The 18,860-nt window shown below is 73.9% G+C and carries 15 protein-coding genes and 1 tRNA gene; 10 read left to right on the forward strand and 6 right to left on the reverse strand.

Features of this window, described 5'->3' with window-relative positions:
- Positions 1 to 15: 15 nt before the first annotated feature.
- The 3 genes from ACZ5D2_RS07970 to ACZ5D2_RS07980 are packed head-to-tail and all read right to left on the reverse strand — an operon-like array spanning position 16 to position 3,187.
- On the reverse strand, positions 16 to 867 hold the full coding sequence (locus ACZ5D2_RS07970; RefSeq protein WP_468928027.1) for a carbohydrate ABC transporter permease: 852 nt from the start codon (positions 865 to 867) through the stop codon (positions 16 to 18).
- Complete coding sequence (locus ACZ5D2_RS07975) at positions 864 to 1,859, reverse strand: carbohydrate ABC transporter permease (protein WP_371675595.1); 996 nt, start codon at positions 1,857 to 1,859, stop codon at positions 864 to 866. Before ACZ5D2_RS07975 ends, ACZ5D2_RS07970 begins: the two co-directional genes overlap by 4 nt.
- Entirely contained in the window at positions 1,856 to 3,187 is a 1,332-nt protein-coding gene (locus tag ACZ5D2_RS07980) for an ABC transporter substrate-binding protein (protein WP_371675596.1), read from the reverse strand. Before ACZ5D2_RS07980 ends, ACZ5D2_RS07975 begins: the two co-directional genes overlap by 4 nt.
- 411 nt (positions 3,188 to 3,598) lie before the next feature.
- On the opposite strand from ACZ5D2_RS07980, the gene ACZ5D2_RS07985 reads away from it, so the two are divergent.
- From ACZ5D2_RS07985 to ACZ5D2_RS08020, 8 genes are all read left to right on the forward strand, one after another.
- Positions 3,599 to 3,673 (forward strand) — tRNA-Gly (locus ACZ5D2_RS07985).
- Entirely contained in the window at positions 3,673 to 6,009 is a 2,337-nt protein-coding gene (locus tag ACZ5D2_RS07990; RefSeq protein ID WP_468928032.1) for an ATP-binding protein, read from the forward strand. Before ACZ5D2_RS07985 ends, ACZ5D2_RS07990 begins: the two co-directional genes overlap by 1 nt.
- A 241-nt stretch (positions 6,010 to 6,250) precedes the next feature.
- Positions 6,251 to 7,861 carry a benzoylformate decarboxylase gene (gene mdlC, locus ACZ5D2_RS07995; protein ID WP_371675598.1) on the forward strand — a complete coding sequence of 537 codons (1,611 nt, stop codon included), beginning with the start codon at positions 6,251 to 6,253 and terminating at the stop codon, positions 7,859 to 7,861.
- A 55-nt stretch (positions 7,862 to 7,916) separates the two neighbouring features.
- Positions 7,917 to 9,329, forward strand: coding sequence for an FAD-binding oxidoreductase (locus tag ACZ5D2_RS08000; RefSeq protein ID WP_371675599.1), 1,413 nt, complete (start codon positions 7,917 to 7,919; stop codon positions 9,327 to 9,329).
- Positions 9,326 to 10,732: a cytochrome P450 gene (locus ACZ5D2_RS08005; RefSeq protein ID WP_371675600.1), complete on the forward strand. Its 1,407-nt coding sequence runs from the start codon at positions 9,326 to 9,328 to the stop codon at positions 10,730 to 10,732. Before ACZ5D2_RS08000 ends, ACZ5D2_RS08005 begins: the two co-directional genes overlap by 4 nt.
- Before the next feature lie 63 nt (positions 10,733 to 10,795).
- Positions 10,796 to 12,160 carry a hypothetical protein gene (locus ACZ5D2_RS08010; protein ID WP_468928038.1) on the forward strand — a complete coding sequence of 455 codons (1,365 nt, stop codon included), beginning with the start codon at positions 10,796 to 10,798 and terminating at the stop codon, positions 12,158 to 12,160.
- Positions 12,161 to 12,168: 8 nt separating this feature from the next.
- Positions 12,169 to 14,109, forward strand: coding sequence for a peroxidase family protein (locus tag ACZ5D2_RS08015; RefSeq protein WP_468928041.1), 1,941 nt, complete (start codon positions 12,169 to 12,171; stop codon positions 14,107 to 14,109).
- A complete protein-coding gene (locus ACZ5D2_RS08020) occupies positions 14,106 to 14,330 on the forward strand; it encodes a hypothetical protein (protein WP_468928044.1) in 225 nt (74 codons plus the stop codon). The genes ACZ5D2_RS08015 and ACZ5D2_RS08020 overlap by 4 nt, the downstream gene beginning before the upstream one ends.
- 16 nt (positions 14,331 to 14,346) lie before the next feature.
- Here ACZ5D2_RS08020 and ACZ5D2_RS08025 read toward each other — a convergent pair whose 3' ends face one another.
- Positions 14,347 to 14,703: a hypothetical protein gene (locus tag ACZ5D2_RS08025; protein WP_371675604.1), complete on the reverse strand. Its 357-nt coding sequence runs from the start codon at positions 14,701 to 14,703 to the stop codon at positions 14,347 to 14,349.
- 190 nt (positions 14,704 to 14,893) lie between these two features.
- Here ACZ5D2_RS08025 and ACZ5D2_RS08030 point away from each other — a divergent pair, with 190 nt between their 5' ends.
- Positions 14,894 to 15,346, forward strand: coding sequence for a universal stress protein (locus ACZ5D2_RS08030; RefSeq protein ID WP_371675605.1), 453 nt, complete (start codon positions 14,894 to 14,896; stop codon positions 15,344 to 15,346).
- Between the two features lie 56 nt (positions 15,347 to 15,402).
- Here the strand turns inward: ACZ5D2_RS08030 and ACZ5D2_RS08035 are convergent, their stop codons facing one another.
- On the reverse strand, positions 15,403 to 16,323 hold the full coding sequence (locus ACZ5D2_RS08035) for a serine/threonine dehydratase (protein ID WP_468928047.1): 921 nt from the start codon (positions 16,321 to 16,323) through the stop codon (positions 15,403 to 15,405).
- Between the two features lie 14 nt (positions 16,324 to 16,337).
- Positions 16,338 to 16,979, reverse strand: coding sequence for a TetR/AcrR family transcriptional regulator (locus ACZ5D2_RS08040; protein WP_266845812.1), 642 nt, complete (start codon positions 16,977 to 16,979; stop codon positions 16,338 to 16,340).
- A gap of 193 nt (positions 16,980 to 17,172) precedes the next feature.
- Here ACZ5D2_RS08040 and ACZ5D2_RS08045 point away from each other — a divergent pair, with 193 nt between their 5' ends.
- Positions 17,173 to 18,855, forward strand: a complete 1,683-nt coding sequence (locus ACZ5D2_RS08045; protein WP_468928050.1) for a ricin-type beta-trefoil lectin domain protein — start codon at positions 17,173 to 17,175, stop codon at positions 18,853 to 18,855.
- Positions 18,856 to 18,860 lie beyond the last annotated feature (5 nt).

Below are 18,860 nucleotides of genomic sequence, written 5' to 3' on the forward strand. Positions count from 1 at the left end.
GGGAACCCGGACGGGTCAGGTCTTGACCGCTCCCTCGCCCACCCCCTTGAAGAAGAAACGCTGGAGGGCGAAGAAGAGCAGCATCATCGGCACGAACGCGGCCATGGCTCCGGCCGCGATGATCCGCTGGTCGCTGGTGGTCGTGGCGCCGGCGAGGGTCTTCAGGCCGAGCTGGAGGGTGTAGTGCTCGCTGTCGGTGAGGACCAGCAGCGGCCAGAGGAAGTCGTCCCAGGCGCCCATGAAGCTGGTGATGCAGACGACGGCGAGGGCCCCCTTGGCGGTCGGGAGGAAGACCCGGGTGAAGCGGGTCCACTCGTTGGCCCCGTCCAGGACCGCGGCTTCCTCGATCTCCCTGGGGACGGCCAGGAAGGCCGCACGCATGACCATGATGTTGAGGACCGAGACCGCTCCCGGCAGCCAGACCCCGATCAGGGTGTCGACCAGGCCCATCTCCCGGACCGTGAGGAACATCGAGATCATGACGGACTCGAAGGGGAACATCAGGGTGGCCACCAGGAGGGTGAAGACCGTCCTGCGGCCCTTCCACCCGGCCCGCGAGAGGGCGTAGCCGCCCATCGCCGCGAAGAGCATGTTCGAGGTGATCGCGAGGAGCGCCACGGTGAGGGTGTTGCCCACGTACGGCAGGAGCGGGAAGGACTCGGCGACGCGGAGGTAGTTGTCGAGGGTGGGCCGGGAGGGCAGCACGCCGTCGTAGACGTTCTCGGTGCGGCCCCTGAGCGAGGTCAGGAACTGCCAGACGATCGGCCCGAGGACGACCGCGAGCATCAGCAGCAGCGTCGCGTACCGGGCGGCGAGCCCGAGCAGCCGGCGCCGGCGGACCTCCCGGGAGGGGGCGTGCGCGCTCACTCCTCGTCCCCCTTCGACAGGCGGCGTCCCAGCAGGCTGAAGACCAGTGTCAGCAGGAACAGCAGGATCGAGAGGGCGCTGGCGTAGCCGGTCTCCCCGGAGAAGCCGAGGCCGACCTGCCGGATGAGGAAGGGCAGGGTGCGGGACCCGCCGCCGGGGCCGCCGCTCTCCCCGCCCAGGATGTAGATCTCGGTGAAGACGCGCAGGGCCGAGATGGCGGAGAGGGTGCCGACCAGCAGCATCATCGGTTTCACCTGCGGGACGGTGATGCTGAAGAAGCGGCGTACGGGGCCGGCGCCGTCGAGGGCGGCCGCCTCGTAGAGCGCGGCGGGCACGTTCCCGAGGGCCGCCAGGTAGAACACCATGTAGTAGCCGAGGCCCTTCCACACGGTCACGATCATCGCGGAGACCAGCAGCATGGTGCTGTCGGTGAGGAAGGGGATCGGCCCGGAGATCACGCCGATCCGCTCGAAGACCGTGTTGACGAGCCCGTCGCTGCGCAGCACCCACTGCCAGATCAGGCCGACGACGACGGCCGAGGCGATCACCGGGGTGTAGAAGGCGGAACGGAAGAAGCCGATGCCGGGAACCTCGGTGCGGACGAGGACCGCGAGGGCCAGCGGCAGCAGGACCAGACAGGGAACGACGACGACCAGGTAGAGCACGCTGTTGCCGGTGGCCACCCAGAAGTCGGGGTCGGCGAAGGCGCGGGTGTAGTTGTCGAAGCCGACGAAGGAGCCGCCGCGCAGGATCTGGGCGTCGGTGAAGGAGAGGACGACGGTGTTGACGAAGGGCCAGAGGCTGAACAGGACCACCATCAGCAGGCCGGGGGCGAGGAACAGGTAGGGGGTCCACCACCTGCGGTGGGGCAGTCCCGTGTCGGCCCCCGTCGCCCGATCCGCCGCGCGCGGGCGCCCGCGCCCGCGCCCGCGCCCGCCGTCCCGGGCCGCTGCCGGGGTCGCGGGCGGGGCCGGGGTCGCGGCCGCGGTCACTTCCGCACCGTCGCGGCCAGCAGCCGGTTGGCTTCCTCCTGGGCCCTGCGCACCGCCGTCCGGGCGTCCTCCTCCCCCTTGACGGCCTTCTGCATCTCGCGCGCCACCGCGTCGCCGACCTGACTGGTCCACTCGACGGGCGTGTTGGCGTCCAGGTCGGCGGTGGCGAGCTGTCGGGCACCGATCGCACGGGCGAGGGTCTCGGCGTCCTTGCCGTCGCCCGCGTCGGAGAAGTACGGGTCGGCCAGGCCCTTGGCGTTGGAGGGGTAGATGGTGGCCTTCTTGGAGAACTCCACCTGGTTGGGGCCGTTGGTCACCCATTTGGCGAACTCGGCGGCGGCGTCCGGGTGCCGGGTGTCCTTCCTGATGCCGAGGGACTGGGCGTAGATGCCGATGTGGCCGAGGGTGCCGGTGACCGCGCCGGCGACGCGGGTCTGTGCGTAGATCCGGGGGGCGTTGAGCCTGATGTCCTTGACGAAGCCCGGGGAGCCGGGGCCGAAGACCAGCTTGCCGCCGCCGTAGAGCTGGTTGATGTCGTCGGCCTTGAGGAGGGACTCCTTGGGCATGGCGCCCTTGGCGTAGAGGTCCTTCATCCGCTCGGCCCACGCGACGGCCTGGTCGGTGTCGAAGGTGAAGCGGTCCCGTGAGGCGTTCAGGAGCGGGACGCCCATCTTCTGCCAGTCGCCGGGCAGCCGGCCCTTGGGGTCGGCCATGAAGGCGGAGTACCGGCCGCCGGAGCGGGCGGCGATCTGCTCGGCGTAGTCGAAGAACTGCTCGACGGTGGTGGGGGGTTTGTCCGCGTCGAGGCCGGCCTCGCGGAAGAGGTCCTGGTTGTAGGTGAGGATCTCGGGGGTCACGTACCAGGGGTAGGCGTACACGCCGTCGCCCTTGCCGGGGAGTCTGAACTGCTCCCAGGCGCCGGGGACGTAGTCCTTGGCGACGGCCGCGTCGAGCGTGGCGACGTCGGCGAGCATGCCGCGGTCGCCGAGCAGCTGGAAGGAGTCCGTGGAGAGGTTGACCACGTCGGGGAGGGCTCCGGCCTGGGCGTCGGCGACGAGCTTCTCGTTGTAGCCGTCGCCCGGGACGTCCTCCCACTTCACCTTGACGTCCGGGTACTTCCTCTCGAAGGAGTCGATGACCCCCTGGACGTATCCGGTGTACACCGGCTTGAGCTGGAGGGTGCGGAAGGTGATCTCCCCGGCCACCCTGCCGGTCTTCTCCGCCTCCTTCGTGTCCCCCGCGCCGCCGAGGCCGCAGGCGGAGAGGGAGAGGAGGGATCCGGCCACCAGCGTGGCGAGGGCCGTACGGGTCAGCTGTGAACGAGTCATCGTCGCCGCCTTCCGGGGGAGTTCCGGCCTCGCTGCCGGAACGCTCCGCCCACGCTGTCCGGAAACCGGGACCCCGTCAACGAGCCCGAAAGCCAGCTGGCCGACGGCACATACGTCCCGAAACGAGACAGGTGACCTCGACGGCGCCTTCAGGCCTTCGCCACACCCGTCATTGACCTGGACTGATGCGCTTTAGTTCAAGGCTTCCCCACGAAGGTATCGGTTCAATAACGAAGATGATTGCGCGTCAGTGTTTGACTTCTTATCGACGGTTGTTCCGGGCCGGTACTAATGCGCTTTATCCCCGCGCTCGCGAAACCGCTTTACCCACGGGTTCGGCCCGCCCGCCCCGCCGCCCGCACAAAACACGTTGTGCGGAGCCGTCCCACCGCCTACGTTCGTGGCGAACGACGGCGTGTAGCTCAGCAGCAGAGCACCGGGCTTCCTTCCCGGAGGGCGCAGGGGCAGAACCTGCCACGCCGGCCATGAACGCACACGCTGACCAGCAGCTCCCGCACCCGTCCCCGTCCGTCTCCGCGTCCCCGTCCTACGCGGCGGACCGGCTCGCCCGGGCCCTGCGGACCTCGCTCACCCACGAGGACGCGGCCACCCGCGAACGGGCCGGGGCCCGTGCCCGCCAGTGGCGGGACGTCCTGTCCGGCATGGCCGGGGGCACCCTGTCCATCGGATCGCGGACCCCCGTCGCCACACTGCCCGCCTGGGTCACGCCGGACGTGGTCACCGGAGGCTTCGCGACCGGCTCGGCCGCGGCGGGCGGGCCGCTGCTGCCCCACGAGAAGGAGACCGCCCGGCGGGCCGGCGTACCCGCGACCCGGTCGGACCTCTTCGCCCACCACCTCACCGAGGACGGCCTGCGCGACCTGTGGTCCCTGCTCGACAGCGGCCGCTACGAGGTGCACGCGCCCGAGGAGGCGGCGCTGGCGACGGTGGCGTGGCTGGTGCGCGCCGGCCGGTTCGACTCCGCCGCCGAACTCGTCGCGGAGATCGGCCCGTTCGCCGACCGGCTGCGGTTCGCCCCGCGGCCCGCCGAGCGGCCCGCGCCCGGCGTGGACTGCCTGCACCGCCGCACCGCGGGCGAGGCCGCCGCCGCGCTGGCCCGCCGCAAGCCCCACCCGGGGGTGGAGGCGCAGCGCGAAGCCCTGTCCGTATGGCGGCCGTTCGAGGACGAACTGCTCGCGCACCGGCTGGCGGCGGCCGGGCCGGACGCGCCTCCGCCGGGCTGGCGCGCCGAGGGGGCCGCGCTGCTGGCCCGGTACGCCGGCCTCGCCGCCGCGCACACCCGCTGTACCAAGCACCTGGACCCGAAGTCGAACGCGGCGATCCTGCGCCGCGCCCTGGAGGAGGAACTCGCGGGCCGCGCCCTCGCGCCCCGCCTTGCCGGGCTGCTGCGGGTCGCCGTCTCCTCGATGGTCGCCAAGCGCGGCGTACCCGGCTCCCCCGCGCACACCCGGCTTCGTCGGGCCCGGGCCGAGCACGCGGCGCTGCCCTCGCACCACGCGCTGGCCGCGCTGGTGCTGCGGCGGATCGCCCCCCTCGACGGGGAGCGCGGGATCCCGGACCCGGAGGCCGCGGTGGCTCCGGTGAGCGGGCGCGAGGCCGGGGAGACCGGGCTGCCCGAGGGTGCGGTGGTGCCGCCGGCCGTCGCCGCCGTCGTCCGCGGCGCGCTCAGCGCCCCGTTGGAGGTGCTCGTGGAGCACGGGGTGGTGCCGTCCGCCGAGGTGCTGGCCGCGCTGGTGCCGCAGCTCGTCGCCGCGGTCACCGCCGAGCGGTACGCGGACGCGCCGCTGCGGACCCTGATGGCGGCGACGTACCGCGCCTTCCGGCGCCGGCGCTCCCTGCTGCTGCTCAATCTGGAACACCAGGTGCGGATCGGGGAACTCCCCTGGGTCCGGGCCGTTTCCGGCGAACTCGCGGGCGACCTCGCCGACGGCCTCTCGGACGGACCGGCCGACCGGGAGCCGGCCGAGGAGGCGCTGCGGCGGCTCGGCGAGCTGGCCGTGTGCGCCTTCCCGGCCACCGTGCTGCCCAATCCCCTGGTGCGTGAGCTGGGCGAGCTCTCCCGGCGGGCGGAGCTGGGCGCGCCGTTCGTGGAGGAGCTCGCCGCCGACATCTTCATGGGGACCTTCAGCCCGAAGTTCCTCGTCGCCGCGCGGATCGCCGCCGACCTCCTGGAAGGGAGCCTGTACGCGCGCTACTACGGCATCGACTACGCGGCGGTGCGCCGGATGGCGGTCGCGCAGGCCGCCGACAGCGCGCTGCGCGGCCACCCGGCCCGCACCGCGCCGGAGTTCGCCGCGCTGTGCGCGCAGCGGGCGGGTACGGGATCCCCGGGCTGGTCCACGGCGGCGAACGGCACCGTGATCGAGCAGGCCCAGATCCTGACCACGCACAACCTCGCCACCCTGGCCGCGCGGGCCCGGATCGCGCCGCAGCCCGGCTGGGCACGGCCGGCGCGGGACTGCTTCGGGACGGTGTGCCGGCTGCTGGCCCGGGTGGAGGGCAACCCGCGCCCGATGCCCACGATCAAGGACGCGGCGTACGCGTGGCGGCAGATGCTGTTCCACCTCTCGCTGTGCGAAGCGGCGGAGCGGGAGGCGGTCCTGGCCTGGATCGAGGCGGAGGCCGCGCGCCGGTCCGGGCACGTACGGACGCTGTTGGCCCCGGCCCTCGCCGGGCTCCGCCTGGTGGCCGGGGGCGGATCCTTCGGTGCGGACGGCACCGCCGAGGCCGGCCGGGCCCGCCGGCTGCTGGGCTGGAGCACCGGCCGGCACTGGATGCGGGGCAGCAGGCTGCCGGGGTAGCCGGTTCCCCGGGCGACGCCCGGACGGTCAACCCCGCGCACACGGGACGTCCACCGTCCGGGTGGTCGACGCGTCCCCCGTCCCGGGAGACGGCCGGCCGGGGCGGGCCGTAACACGCGGAGCGGGTGGCCGGCAGGGGGTTCTGCACGGCCGACCCGAACGGATCATGGGTTTTGCCTTGATCAACGCAATGTGATGCATTGATCACCCACTGCTTCCGTCTGCTCCGCTAAGGAACCCCATGCGTACGGTCCGCGAGTCGGTCCTGGACGTCCTGCGCACACGCGGGATGACCACGGTGTTCGGGAACCCGGGCTCCACCGAACTGCCCATGCTCAAGCACTTCCCCGACGACTTCCGCTACGTACTGGGCCTGCAGGAGGCCGTCGTCGTGGGCATGGCCGACGGCTTCGCCCTCGCCTCCGGCACCACCGCCCTGGTCAACCTGCACACCGGCCCGGGTACGGGCAACGCCATGGGCGCGATCCTCAACGCCCGTGCGAACCGGACCCCGATGGTGGTCACCGCCGGCCAGCAGGTCCGCGCGATGCTCACCATGGAGGCCCTGCTGGCCAATCCGCAGTCCACCCTCCTGCCGCAGCCCGCCGTCAAGTGGGCGTACGAGCCGCCGCGCCCGGCCGACGTGGCGCCGGCCCTCGCCCGCGCGGCCCAGATCGCCGAAACCCCGCCGCAGGGACCGGTGTTCGTCTCGCTGCCGATGGACGACTTCGACGTGGTGATCGACGAGGCCGAGGACCGGGCCGCGCAGCGGACCGCCGCCCGTACCGTCACCCATGCGGCCGTGCCGTCCGCCGAGGCGGTAAGGGCGCTGGCCGCCCGCCTGGCGGGTGCCCGCAGCGCCGTCCTGGTCGTCGGCAACGACGTGGACGCGGGCGGGGCCTGGGACGCGGTCGTGGCCCTGGCCGACCGCACCGGGCTGCCCGTGTGGTCGGCGCCCACCGAGGGCCGGTGCGCGTTCCCCAAGTCCCATCCCCGCTACCGGGGGACGCTGCCGCCGGCCATCGCGCCGCTCGCGCGCTGCCTGGAGGGCCACGACCTGGTCCTCGTCATCGGCGCCCCGGTGTTCTGCTACTACCCGTACGTCCCCGGCGCCTACCTGCCCGAGGGCGCCGAGCTGGTGCAGCTCACCCGCGACGCGGAGGAGGCGGCCCGCGCCCCCGTCGGGGACGCCCTGGTCGCCGACCTGGCGCTGACCGTACGGGCGCTGCTGGCGGAGCTGCCGGAGCGGCGGGCCCAGGAGGCCGCGCCGCGCATCGAGCGGGCCGTCTCCTACGCGGAGACGGACGGGATGCTGACCCCGCTCGCCGCGATGTCGGCGATCGCCCAGGGCGCCCCCGAGAACACCCTCTGGATCAACGAATCGCCGTCCAACCTGGGCCAGTTCCACGACGCGACCCGGATCAGCACCCCCGGTTCCTTCCTCTTCACCGCGGGCGGTGGACTGGGCTTCGGTCTCGCCGCGGCCGTCGGAGCGCAGCTCGGCGCCCCCGACCGGCCGGTGGTCTGCGTCATCGGTGACGGTTCGACCCACTACGCCGTCCAGGCGCTGTGGACCGCCGCCGCCTACCGGATCCCGGCGACCTTCGTCGTCCTGAGCAACCAGCGCTACGCCATCCTCCAGTGGTTCGCCCAGGTCGAGCGGGCCCAGGGCGCGCCCGGCCTGGAGATCCCGGGCCTGGACATCACCTCCATCGCCACGGGCTACGGCGTACCGGCCCACCGGGCGACCGGCGCGGGCGAACTCACCAAGCTCGTACGGGAGTCGGCCCTCCAGCAGGACGGCCCGGTGCTCATCGACGTGCCCGTAGCCACCGAACTCCCCTCGATGTAGCCCCAGGCCCCGAGGCACCCCCCGCACTCACCCCGCACCGTCCCGGAAGGCCGGCATGCCCCCCACCACCGACACGCCCCTCCTGCTGTCCGCGCTCCGCTCCGAGCTCCCCGACGAGGCCCTGCTCACCGACCCGGCGGTGCTGGCGGCGCACTCCCGGGACTCCGCGCCCTTCTCCGCGTGCGGGACCCCGGCCGTCGTCGCCGTCCCCCGGACCGCCGAGCAGGTCGCGCACGTCATGCGCACCTCCTACGCGCTCGGCGTGCCGGTCGTGCCGCAGGGCGCCCGGACCGGGCTCGCGGGCGCCGCGAACGCGGTCGACGGCTGCATCGTGCTGTCCACGGCCGCGATGGACCGGATCCTCTCCGTCGACCCGGCCAACCGGCTGGTGCGCTGCGAACCGGGGGTGACCACGCGCCGCCTGGCCGACGCCGTCGCCGGGCACGGGCTGACGTACCCGCCGGACCCCGCCTCCTGGGAGCACTGCACCATCGGCGGGAACATCGCCACCGGCGCGGGCGGCATCTGCTGCGTCAAGTACGGGGTCACCGCCGACTACGTCCTCGGCCTGGACCTCGTCCTCCCCGACGGCCGCCGGCTGCGCACGGGCCGGGACACCGTCAAGGGCGTCGCCGGCTACGACCTCACCCGGCTGGTCGTCGGCTCCGAGGGCACCCTGGCCGTGGTCGTCGGGGCCACCCTCGCCCTGCGGCCCGCCCGGCCGCCGGCCCTCTCCCTCCTCGCGCAGTTCCCCTCCCTCAAGGCGGCCGGCGAGGCCGTCGCCGCGATCACCGCCGCCGGGCACACCCCGTCCGCGCTGGAACTCCTCGACCGGGCCACCACGGAGGCCGTCGTGGACCTCGGCCGCCACCGGCTGCTGCGCACCGGGAGCGCCGCCACGCTGATCGTGGAGAGCGACGGCGCCGACCCCTCGTCGGACCTGACCGCCATGGAGCTGCTCTGCAAGGAGGCCGGGGCCGACCACATCGCCACCGCCGCGACCGCCGAGGAGGCCCGGGAGATCATCGAGGCGCGCCGGCTGGTCAGTCCGGCGCTCGCGGCGTACATGGCCTCCCGGGGCGGCGGGCTGACCGCGTTCATCGAGGACGTGGCGGTGCCGCGGTCCGCGCTGCCGGAGCTGGTCGGGCAGATCGAGCGGATCGCCTCGCAGCACCGGCTGCAGATCTTCACCCTCGGCCACGCGGGGGACGGGAACCTGCACCCCACCGTGGTCTTCGACGAGTCCGACGCGGACGAGTCGGCCCGCGCCCGGTCGGCGTACGACGACATCATGGAGGCCGGTCTGGCCCTGGGTGGCACGACCACCGGGGAACACGGCGTCGGCACCCTGAAGCGGGACTGGCTGGAGCGCGAACTGGGGCCCGTGTCGCTGGAGTTGCAGCGGGGCCTCAAGCGGCTCTTCGATCCGCGGAACCTCCTCAACCCCGGAAAGGTGGTCACGTCATGACCCAGTCCGCCGAGACCGGGACCGGAGCCGCCGGGCGCCGCCCCTCCGGAGCCCCCCGGGCCGCCGGGACCGGGTCCGCCGCCCGCCCGGCGCCCGCCCCGCTGCCCCCCGTCCGGGCGGGGCTGGCGGAGACCGTCCGCTTCGTCGCCACGCACACCCTGCCCGTGTTCGTCCGGGGCGTCGCCAACCCCCGGTTCGGGGTGATGTCCCTGTACTCCCGCGTCAACCAGCCCGCCTGGTCCAACGCGACGCTGCGCGCCATGCGGGCCCGCCACCGCGGGGCGCCCGTCATGGTGCGGGCGCTGTCCGGCGAGATGCTGGTGCTGCTGGACCAGGCCGACGTCCGGCGGTTCTTCGAGGAGCCGGTGTCCACGCTCGCCATGGACGCGAAGGACAAGTACGACAGCCTCTCGGTGTTCGAGCCGACCGGCGTGATCTGCTCGCACGGCCCGGTACGCGAGGACCGGCGGCGGGTCAACGACCGGGCGCTCGCCGCCGACCGGCCGGTGCACCCCTCCTGCGAGGAGTTCCGTACGGTCGTCGAGGAGGAGTGCCGGCGGCTGACCGAGCGGAGCGCCGTCGGGTTCCCGCTGTTCTGGAAGGCCATGACCCGCATCTCCCGGCGAGTGGTCCTCGGCGACCAGGCCGCCGAGGACCAGGAGCTGTCCGACCGGCTCGTGACCCTGCGCGGGCACGCCAACTGGATGGGCCGCAGGCGCCCGGAGGCGGCGAAGGCGCTCTACGCCGAGGTCGAGGACCGGATCGCGCGGTACGCCGCCTCCGCGCCCGCCCACACCCTGGCGGCCCGCGCGCTGAGCGAGCCCTCGCCGGACGGCACGGACCCGCTCGGGCAGACCCATCACTGGCTGCTCGGCGTGGACCTCGCCGCGCCGGTGGTGCTGCGCACCCTGTTCCTGCTGGCGCACCACCCCGCGGAGCAGGAGGCGGCGCACGCCGACGCGGCGGCCGGGACGGCGGGGCTGCCGCGGCTACGGGCCTGCCTGGAGGAGTCGGTCCGGCTGTACCCGATCGTCCCGGACCTGGTACGGGTCACCCGTACCGAGACCGAGTGGCGCGGGGTGCGCTACCCGGCCGGGACCAACGTCCTCGTCCCGATGGGCTTCCACCAGCGCGATCCCGAACAGGTCGACGGCGGCAACCTCTTCGCACCCGGCCGCTGGCTGGTACCGGACGTGCACGGGGACACCCGGGTGGCCCCGTTCAGCCACGGCGGGGCACGCTGCCCGGGCGAGCACATCGCCCTGCTGCTGACCTCCCTGGTCTGCGCCGAGGTGCTGCGCGGCCACCGCATCACCGCGGCCCGCCCGGCCCTCGACGTGGCACGCCCGCTGCCGGGGATCCTCGACACGGCCGCCCTCCGCCTGCGCCTCACCCGCCGCTGAACCGACCCGTGAGCCAGGGCCCGGCCGCCCCGGAGGCGCACCGGGCCCCAGAGAGGGAGTGTCATGCCCCCAGCCGTCCCGTACGTGACCGAACCGGACGTCGCCTCGCTGCACGCGGTCTGCGCCGAGCTGGCCGAGGCCGCCGACGCCGTGCGGGAGGCCGCCCGCTACGCCTCCCGCGTCGCCCTGGCCCCGCGTCCGGCGCCCGCCACGGCCGGCCCCCGCCGCCGTCGCGGCAACCGGCGGGAGCTGGTGTCCGCGCTGACGGACGCCCGGGGCTTCGGCTGGGCCCCGCACGGCCGTCACCCGCTGGCCGGGGCGCTCTGGCTGGCCGGCGTACTGACCAGCAGGGAGAGCCTGGCGGTGAGTCTGGCCGTCGAGGGGCTCAAGGCCCGGATCCGGGCGGCGTCGGTGCGCCACCCGGAACTACTGGAGAACCCGACCACCTCCAGGGTGCTGCGCGCCATCGACGAGGACCGGCAGGCCGAGGCGGTACGGGTGTTCAAGGGACTGCTGACGGAGAAGGGCGCCGAGTACGCGCTGGCGCTGCTGGCGCCGTCCTTCGCCGACATCATGGCCTGGAACGCGCTGACCGACGAGAACCCCTTCAACGACAACGCGGGCTGGCAGATCGCCACGGGCCGCCCCCTGACCTCGGACTACTTCCTGGGGATCAGCGCGGCGCTCTGGTCGGTGCTGGACCGGGGCGCGGGCCGGGCCGAACCGCACACCGCGTCGGCCGAACTGCTGGCGGACCTCGACACCTCCGGCTCCATCGTGGGCTACGTCCGCAACATCGGGCGCATCGGCACCGCCGGCCTGCTGCTGGTGCAGCAGGTGGCCGGGCCGGACGGCGTGGGCCGCCACGTCGTGCAACTGGCCGGGATGGGCAAGGCGTTCAACGCGGAGAGCCCACAGGACCTGGTGGGCGCCATCGACGCGGTCGGCGCCCGCGAGACCCCGTACACCCGGGCGGTCGTCAAGGCGCTGCGCCGCCTGGTCCCCTCCGGCACGGAGGTGGCCCTGGTCGGCCACAGCCAGGGCGGGATCACCGCCATGAACCTGGCGTCGAGCCGGGACTTCAACGCGCTGTACACGGTCACGCACGTGATCGCGATCGGTTCGCCCGTCGACCACAAGCGGGCCGCCGACCCGCGGACCCGGGTCGTGTCCCTGGTCAACGAGCACGACATCGTGCCCAGCCTGGAAGGGCGTTCGGCGGTCTCCCCGTACGCGCCGCCCGCCGGGTTCACCGAGTTCACCTGGGCCGACGACACCCACGCCTTCCCGCTGTGCCACGCCGCCGAGCGGTACGCGCACAACCTCGAACACGACGTCCCGCACGCGCGGGCGCACGTCGACTCCGAACTCGCGCCGTTCCGCGGCCGGGTCACCGGCACGCACCTCTTCACCCTCCACGACCGCTGAGGACCCCGATGACCGAGACCACCCCCCGGACCGCCGAGCAGACCGCTCCCCCGACGCCCCCGGGGGCGCGGGGGCGGGACGGGAACACGGACGGCGGCCCGCACCCGGCGCCACCGTCCCCGTCCCCGTCCCCGTCCCCGGAGCCGTACGGGCCGCCCGGGGTTCTGGAACGGCTGGAGTCCGCCGCCTTCTCCCTGATCAACCGCAGCTACGAGTGGCACGAACTGCCCGCTCCGATCGGCTTGTTGAACCTGGCGGTGCTCCGCGAGGACCTGCGCCGGCACAACCTCTACGACACCTTCGGCGCGGGCGGCGAACGCGACCGGCGCCCCACCGCGCAGCCGGCGCCGTACCGCTCGTACGACGGCTCGGGCTACGACCCGTACGACGTGGACATGGGCCGGGTCGGCACCCGGCTGGACCGCAACGCGCCGCTGCACATGGCCTTCCCCGACGGGGAGGACCTGATGGCGCCCAGCCCCCGCGAGGTCAGCCGGCAGTTGCTGGCCCGGCGGGGATTCGTCCCGGCACCGACGCTGAACCTGCTGGCCGCGGCGTGGATCCAGTTCCAGAACCACGGCTGGGCCAACCACGGCGACAACGAGGAGGCGAAGCCGTTCACCGTCCCGCTCGCCGCGGACGACGACTGGGAGGAGCAGACCGGCGGCTGCCCGATGCGGGTGAACCGCACCCGTCCCGACCCGGTCTCCCACACCACGCCCGGCGCCCCGCCGACGTACGAGAACACGGTCACCCACTGGTGGGACGGTTCGCAGATCTACGGCTCGGACGAGGCCCGCTGCCGCTCGCTGCGCACCGGGGAGCACGGGCACCTGATCCTCGACGACGGCCGGCTGCCGGCCGATCCGCGGCCGGGCATGGACTGCCTGGACGCCACGGGCATGAACAGCGACTACTGGGCCGGGCTCTCGCTGCTGCACACGCTCTTCGCGAAGGAGCACAACTCCATCTGCGACCTGGTCCGTTCGCACCACCCCACCTGGGACGACGAGCGGCTCTTCCACACGGCCCGGCTGGTCAACACGGCCCTCATGGCGAAGATCCACACGGTCGAGTGGACTCCGGGGATCCTCGACACCCCGGTGCTGCGGCAGTCGATGAACGCCAACTGGCACGGCCTGCTGCCGCGTTGGGTGACGCGCCGGTTCGGCCGGATCGGCGGCGAGGCCCTGAGCGGCATCCTCGGTTCGCGGACCGACCACCACGCCGCGCCCTTCTCCATGACGGAGGAGTTCGTCTCGGCGTACCGGCTGCACCCCCTGATCCCCGACGAGATCACCGTCCGCGACCACCTGCGGGGCGGGACGCGGAAGGTCATCGGATTCGACGACATGCAGGGGGCCACGACCCGGAGCTCGGTCGACGCGTACGGGACGAGCGACCTGCTCTACACCTTCGGCGTCACCCACCCCGGCGCCCTGGTCCTGCACAACCACCCGGACGCGCTGCGCAACCTCAAGCGCCTGTCGGGCGAGCACGTCGACCTCGGGACCGTGGACATCCTGCGCGACCGCGAGCGCGGCATCCCGCGTTACAACGCCTACCGGCAGATGCTGCGCAAGCGGCCCGTCACCTCCTTCGAGGAGCTCACCGGCGGGCACCCGGGCGACACCCCGCTGCTGCGGGAGCTCTACGACGGCCGGCTCGACCGGGTCGACACCCTCGTCGGAAACCTCGCCGAACCCCGCCCGGCGGGCTTCGGGTTCAGCGACACCCTCTTCCGGATCTTCATCCTGATGGCCAGCCGGCGCCTGAAGAGCGACCGCTTCTTCACCACCGACTACCGGCCGGAGGTGTACACGCCGGAGGGGCTGCGCTGGATCGACCGGAACTCGATGGTCACGGTGCTGCTGCGGCACCACCCCGAACTGGGGCCCGCGCTGGCCGGGGTGACGAACGCCTTCGCGCCCTGGAAGGAGCAGGCGTGAGCGGGCGGCCCGACGCGGCGGAGGGGCTGCGCGCCCACGCCGCCGCGCTGCGCGAACGCGCCCGGCGGCTGCGCGGCGCCTGCGAGCGCCTCGACTGGAGGGGCGCGCAGGCGGACGCCTTCCGGGCCCGCGTGGACGAGCTGGCCCTGCGCTGCGACACGGCCGCCGCGGGGCTGGCCCGCTCCGCCTCCCGGCTGGACGGCCGGCCGGGAGGCGGGTGACGCCCCGGCAAGGGGTCTACTTCATGCGGTACTCGGCCTTGTCCGCGAGCTTTCCGTCCTTGAAGCAGAAGCGCAGCACGTCGTCGCCGCTGTCGCTGGTGGAGAGGTACCAGGAGCACGTGCTGCCCGCGGGCTCGGCCGGACCGCCCTCCTTGAGGGCCTCCTTGACGAAGGTCTCGCCGGAGGGCAGCCTGCCGCGGACCTCGCCCTCCGGGTCGCCGACCTTGACCTCCGCGTAGACCTTCGGGTCGACCAGGGTCTTGTCGGCCACGTCAAGGACCTTGGAGACGCCGAGGAACAGCGCGACGGCGAGTCCGATCCCCACCACCAGCGCCACGCCGCAGCCGATCAGACATCCCTTGCGCTGAGCCATCGCCCGTTTCCTCCGTGCCGTCGCGTTCCGGCGCGTTCCCGCCGTCGTGACGACCTTCGCAGCGGGCGGGCCGTCTCCGCTGTCCCCCAAAGTCTTCGGCCGCCGCGACGATCGTCGTTCGAGGCGGGATCCGCCCGTCCGTGTATACAGGGAGGGAAGGACGATCCGGACGAACCGAGAGGAACCCACTGTGAGTGAGACCATCGAGCCCCTGATCGTCGTCGGCGTGGACGGTTCGGCCCATTCGAAGGAGGCCCTCCGCTGGGCGGTGGGCCAGGCGAGGGCCACCGGGAGCCGGGTGCACGCCGTCATGAGCTGGCAGTGGAACACCAACCCGTTCGCGGTGGGCATCGCGGAGCAGGCGGAACTGGTGTCCGCCGAGGAGGGGGCGCGGCAGCGGCTGGCGGACACCGTCGCCGAGGCGGTCGGCGCCTCGCCCGGCGTCCCGGTCTTCCGCCGGGTCGAACAGGGCCCGCCGGCCCAGGTCCTGGTGGAGGCCTCCCGGGAGGCGGAGCTGACGGTGGTCGGCACGCGCGGGTACGGCGGGATCAAGGGCGCCCTGCTGGGCTCGGTGAGCCAGCAGGTCGTCCAGTACGCCGCGAGCACGGTGGTCGTCGTCCGCGACGGACAGGAGGCCCCGTAGGTCCGGTCGCCGGAGCGGTGCGTCGCCGGCCCGCGGGGATCGGGCTCCCGTACCGGTCAGAGGTCGGCGGGGTCGGTGTTGGCACCGCACAGGACGACGGCGACGCGTTCGCCCAGGGGCTTTTCCGCGGTGCGCAGGGCCGCGAGGGCGGTGGCGGCGCCGGCCTCGACCACGAGGCGGTGCTCCTCCCACAGGGCCCGGCGGGCGGCGGTGATGGCCTCGTCCGGGACCAGGACCGAGGTGGCGTTCCCGGCGCGGGCGGCGGCCAGGGCGTCGGCGGAGACCCGGGTGGCGCCGAGGGAGTCGGCGGCCACGGAGGCCACGGGGACGCCGACGGGGCGGCCCGCCTCCAGGGCGGCGTTCAGGGCGCGGCAGTGCTCCGGTTCGGCCGCGACCACCCGTACGCCGTGGGCGCGGGCGGCGGTGGCGACGCCCGCGAACAGACCGCCGCCGCCGACCGCGACGACGACGGTGTCCAGGCCGGGCAGGGCGGTCCGGATCTCCTCCAGCAGGGTGCCGGCGCCGGCGGCCACCAGGGGATGGTCGTAGGCGTGGCTGCTCAGGGCTCCGCTGTCGGCGGCGAACTCCCGGCAGGCGGCCAGCGCTTCGGCGTAGCGGTCCCCCACGAGCCGTACGTCGGCGCCGTAGCCGCGCAGGCGTTCCACCTTGACGCGGGGCGCGTTGGCGGGGAGGAAGACGGTGGCGGGGACGCCGTGCGCGCGGGCCGCCCAGGCACAGGCGAGGCCGGCGTTGCCGCCGGAGGCGATGGTGACGCCGGCGGCGGGCAGGGCGCCGGCCTCACCGTGGGCCGCGAGAAAGTTGTGGGCGCCGCGGGCCTTGAAGGAGCCGGTGTGCTGGAGGTGCTCCAGGGCGTACCAGACCCCTTCGGCGGCGGGCACGACGGCGGCGGGGCGGATCGTCCCCGCCACCCGGCGGGCGGCGGCGCGGACGGCGGCGTGGTCGAGCTGCTGTTCCATGGTCGGACTGCCTTTCAGACGGCGGGCCGGGCGGCCTCGATGAGCTGGCGCAGGGCGCCGTAGTACACCTCGTGGTCGGTCAGCGGGGGCAGTACGTCGGCCAGCCCGCCGGCCAGCACCGGGAACTCGGCCGGATCCAGCGCGGCGAGCGCGGCGCGGGAGGCGGCGGTGACGGCGCCCGGGTCCCGGTGGTCGACGAAGGCGGCGCTGCCCAGGGTGAGCAGGTACATGCGGCGGTAGACGGTCATGGCCTCGGCGGCGCTCATCCCGGCGGCGACGCTGTCGGCGAGGGCCGGTTCGACGAGGCGGGCCAGCAGCTGGCGGCCGAGCCAGGGCCGGCCGCCGCGCAGCACGAGGAGTCCGGGGTGGGCGGTGAGCAGCCGGTAGAGCGCGCCGAACCGCCGCTCGGTGGCCTCGGCCCAGTCCGTGCCGGCGGGGATCTCGGGGAGCTGGGCGGCGAGGTGTTCGGTGCACAGGTCGAGCAGACCGGCGAGATCGACGCAGCGGCGCTGGACGGTGGCGTGGGAGACGCCGAGCCGGTCGGCGAGGGCGCGGAAGCTCAGGGCTCCGGGACCTTCCTCGTCGAGGACGCGCAGGGCGGTGAGGGCGATGGCCTCCGGTGTCGCCCGGTCCAGGGCGGTGGATCTCCTCGGCATGAGATACAGCGTATCAGCCAGTGGCACATACGCCGTATCTCCCGGCCGGCGTGCCTCGGCCGCACTCTCGACTACACCCATATTGCTGGTCATTGACGCGGAAACATCGACTTATGTTGACAGCGGGTAGTCGCACCGCTGCACTAGGCGCACGAACGCCCCCGCCGGTACGCCACCACGTCAAGGAGACCCCGTGCCGCCTCGCCTGCGCGCCTCGCTCCCCTGCCTGACCGCGGCCGCCCTGCTCGCCCTCGCGCTCTGCCCCGCCCCGGCGGCGGCCGAGCCGACGGCGACCCGGGACACCCCGCTCGCCCTCACCCCGCCCATGGGGTGGAACAACTGGGCGCACTACATGTGCGACGTCGACGAGGCCACGGTGGTCGCCAACGCGGACGCGCTGGTCTCCAGCGGACTCGCCGCCAAGGGCTACGACACGGTGACCGTCGACGACTGCTGGATGGAGAAGAGCCGCGACGCGCAGGGGAACCTGGTCGCCGACACCGCGAAGTTCCCGCACGGCATGGCCTGGCTCGGCGGGCACCTGCACGGCAAGGGGCTGAAGTTCGGCATCTACGAGGACGCCGGATCACTCACCTGCGAGCGCTACCCCGGCAGCGGCGCCCCCGAGGGCGGCGGCGCGGACCACTACGCCCGCGACGCCCTGCTGTTCGCGTCGTGGGACGTGGACTACGTGAAGATGGACGGCTGCAACCTGTGGGTGCCGCCCGGCAGGACCAAGGAGGAGGCCTACCGCGACGCATACAACTCCGTGGCCCGCGCGCTGCGCGACAGCGGCCGCCCGATGGTGCTCTCGGCCTCCGCGCCCGCCTACTTCCAGCAGGGCGAATGGGGCGGCTCGGACTGGCACAAGGTGCTCGACTGGGTCGGCGAGACCGGCCAGCTGTGGCGCGAGGGCCGCGACATCAAGGTCTACAAGCCGTCCGCCCCCGACACCTCGCGGTGGAGCTCCGTACTCGGCAACTACGGCTACAACCGGTGGCTCGGCCGGTACGCGGGCCCCGGCAACTGGAACGACCCCGACTTCCTGATCGCCGGCGCCCCGGGGCTGACCGACGCGGAGAGCCGCAGCCAGGTCGGGCTGTGGGCGATGATGGCGGCCCCCTTCATCCTCTCCTCCGAGGTCTCCGGACTGACCCCGGGCGGCCTGGCGGCCCTCGGCAACACCCGCCTGATCGCCCTCGACCAGGACCCGATGGGCCGGCAGGGCTCGGTCGTCTCCTCGAACGCCACCTTCGACGTCCTGGTCCGGCCGCTGGCGAACGGCGACCGCGCCGTGGCCGTGCTCAACCGCTCCGGCGCCGCCCGGGACGTCTCGGTACCGCTGGCCGACGTCGGGCTGCGGGCCTGCACGGTGGACGCCGAGGACCTGTGGAGCGGGCGGACCGCCGCGGTCTCCGACGCGCTGACCGGGCGGCTCGCCGCACACGACACGGCGGTCTGGCGGCTCACCCCGCACGGCTGCGCCGAGCCCGTGCCCACCGGTCAGCTCAACGGCCTCGGGGCCGCGTGCGCCGACGGGGCCAACACCAGCGGCGTCGGCGCCGTCGTGCTGGCCGGCTGCACCGCCGGAGGCGACCAGCGCTGGACCCTGGGCGGCGGCGGACGGGTGCGGCTGGACGGGAAGTGCCTGGCGGCGGGCGGGAGCGCGGCCGTGGAGCTGACCGACTGCGCCCCGGGACGCCAGGCAGGGCAGAGCTGGCGCCACCGGCGCGACGGGGCCCTGGTCGAGGAGACGAGCGGTCAGTGCCTGACCGCCCCGGCCGCGCCCTCGACCCCGGACGCCCCGGCCGAGCGGCTGCGGCTGGCCCCCTGCGGTGACCACCGGGCCGACCAGGCCTGGTCGCTGCCGGTCTGACGGGG

Source organism: Streptomyces sp. NPDC031479 (assembly GCF_055581065.1).

Bases quoted from the DNA above. Each gene is read 5' to 3' on its own strand.
- ACZ5D2_RS07980 (WP_371675596.1), bottom strand. From the start codon at position 3,187: ATGACTCGTTCACAGCTGACCCGTACGGCCCTCGCCACGCTGGTGGCC.
- ACZ5D2_RS07990 (WP_468928032.1), top strand. From the start codon at position 3,673: ATGAACGCACACGCTGACCAGCAGCTCCCGCACCCGTCCCCGTCCGTC.
- mdlC (WP_371675598.1), top strand. From the start codon at position 6,251: ATGCGTACGGTCCGCGAGTCGGTCCTGGACGTCCTGCGCACACGCGGG.
- ACZ5D2_RS08000 (WP_371675599.1), top strand. From the start codon at position 7,917: ATGCCCCCCACCACCGACACGCCCCTCCTGCTGTCCGCGCTCCGCTCC.
- ACZ5D2_RS08005 (WP_371675600.1), top strand. From the start codon at position 9,326: ATGACCCAGTCCGCCGAGACCGGGACCGGAGCCGCCGGGCGCCGCCCC.
- ACZ5D2_RS08010 (WP_468928038.1), top strand. From the start codon at position 10,796: ATGCCCCCAGCCGTCCCGTACGTGACCGAACCGGACGTCGCCTCGCTG.
- ACZ5D2_RS08015 (WP_468928041.1), top strand. From the start codon at position 12,169: ATGACCGAGACCACCCCCCGGACCGCCGAGCAGACCGCTCCCCCGACG.
- ACZ5D2_RS08025 (WP_371675604.1), bottom strand. From the start codon at position 14,703: ATGGCTCAGCGCAAGGGATGTCTGATCGGCTGCGGCGTGGCGCTGGTG.
- ACZ5D2_RS08035 (WP_468928047.1), bottom strand. From the start codon at position 16,323: ATGGAACAGCAGCTCGACCACGCCGCCGTCCGCGCCGCCGCCCGCCGG.
- ACZ5D2_RS08040 (WP_266845812.1), bottom strand. From the start codon at position 16,979: ATGCCGAGGAGATCCACCGCCCTGGACCGGGCGACACCGGAGGCCATC.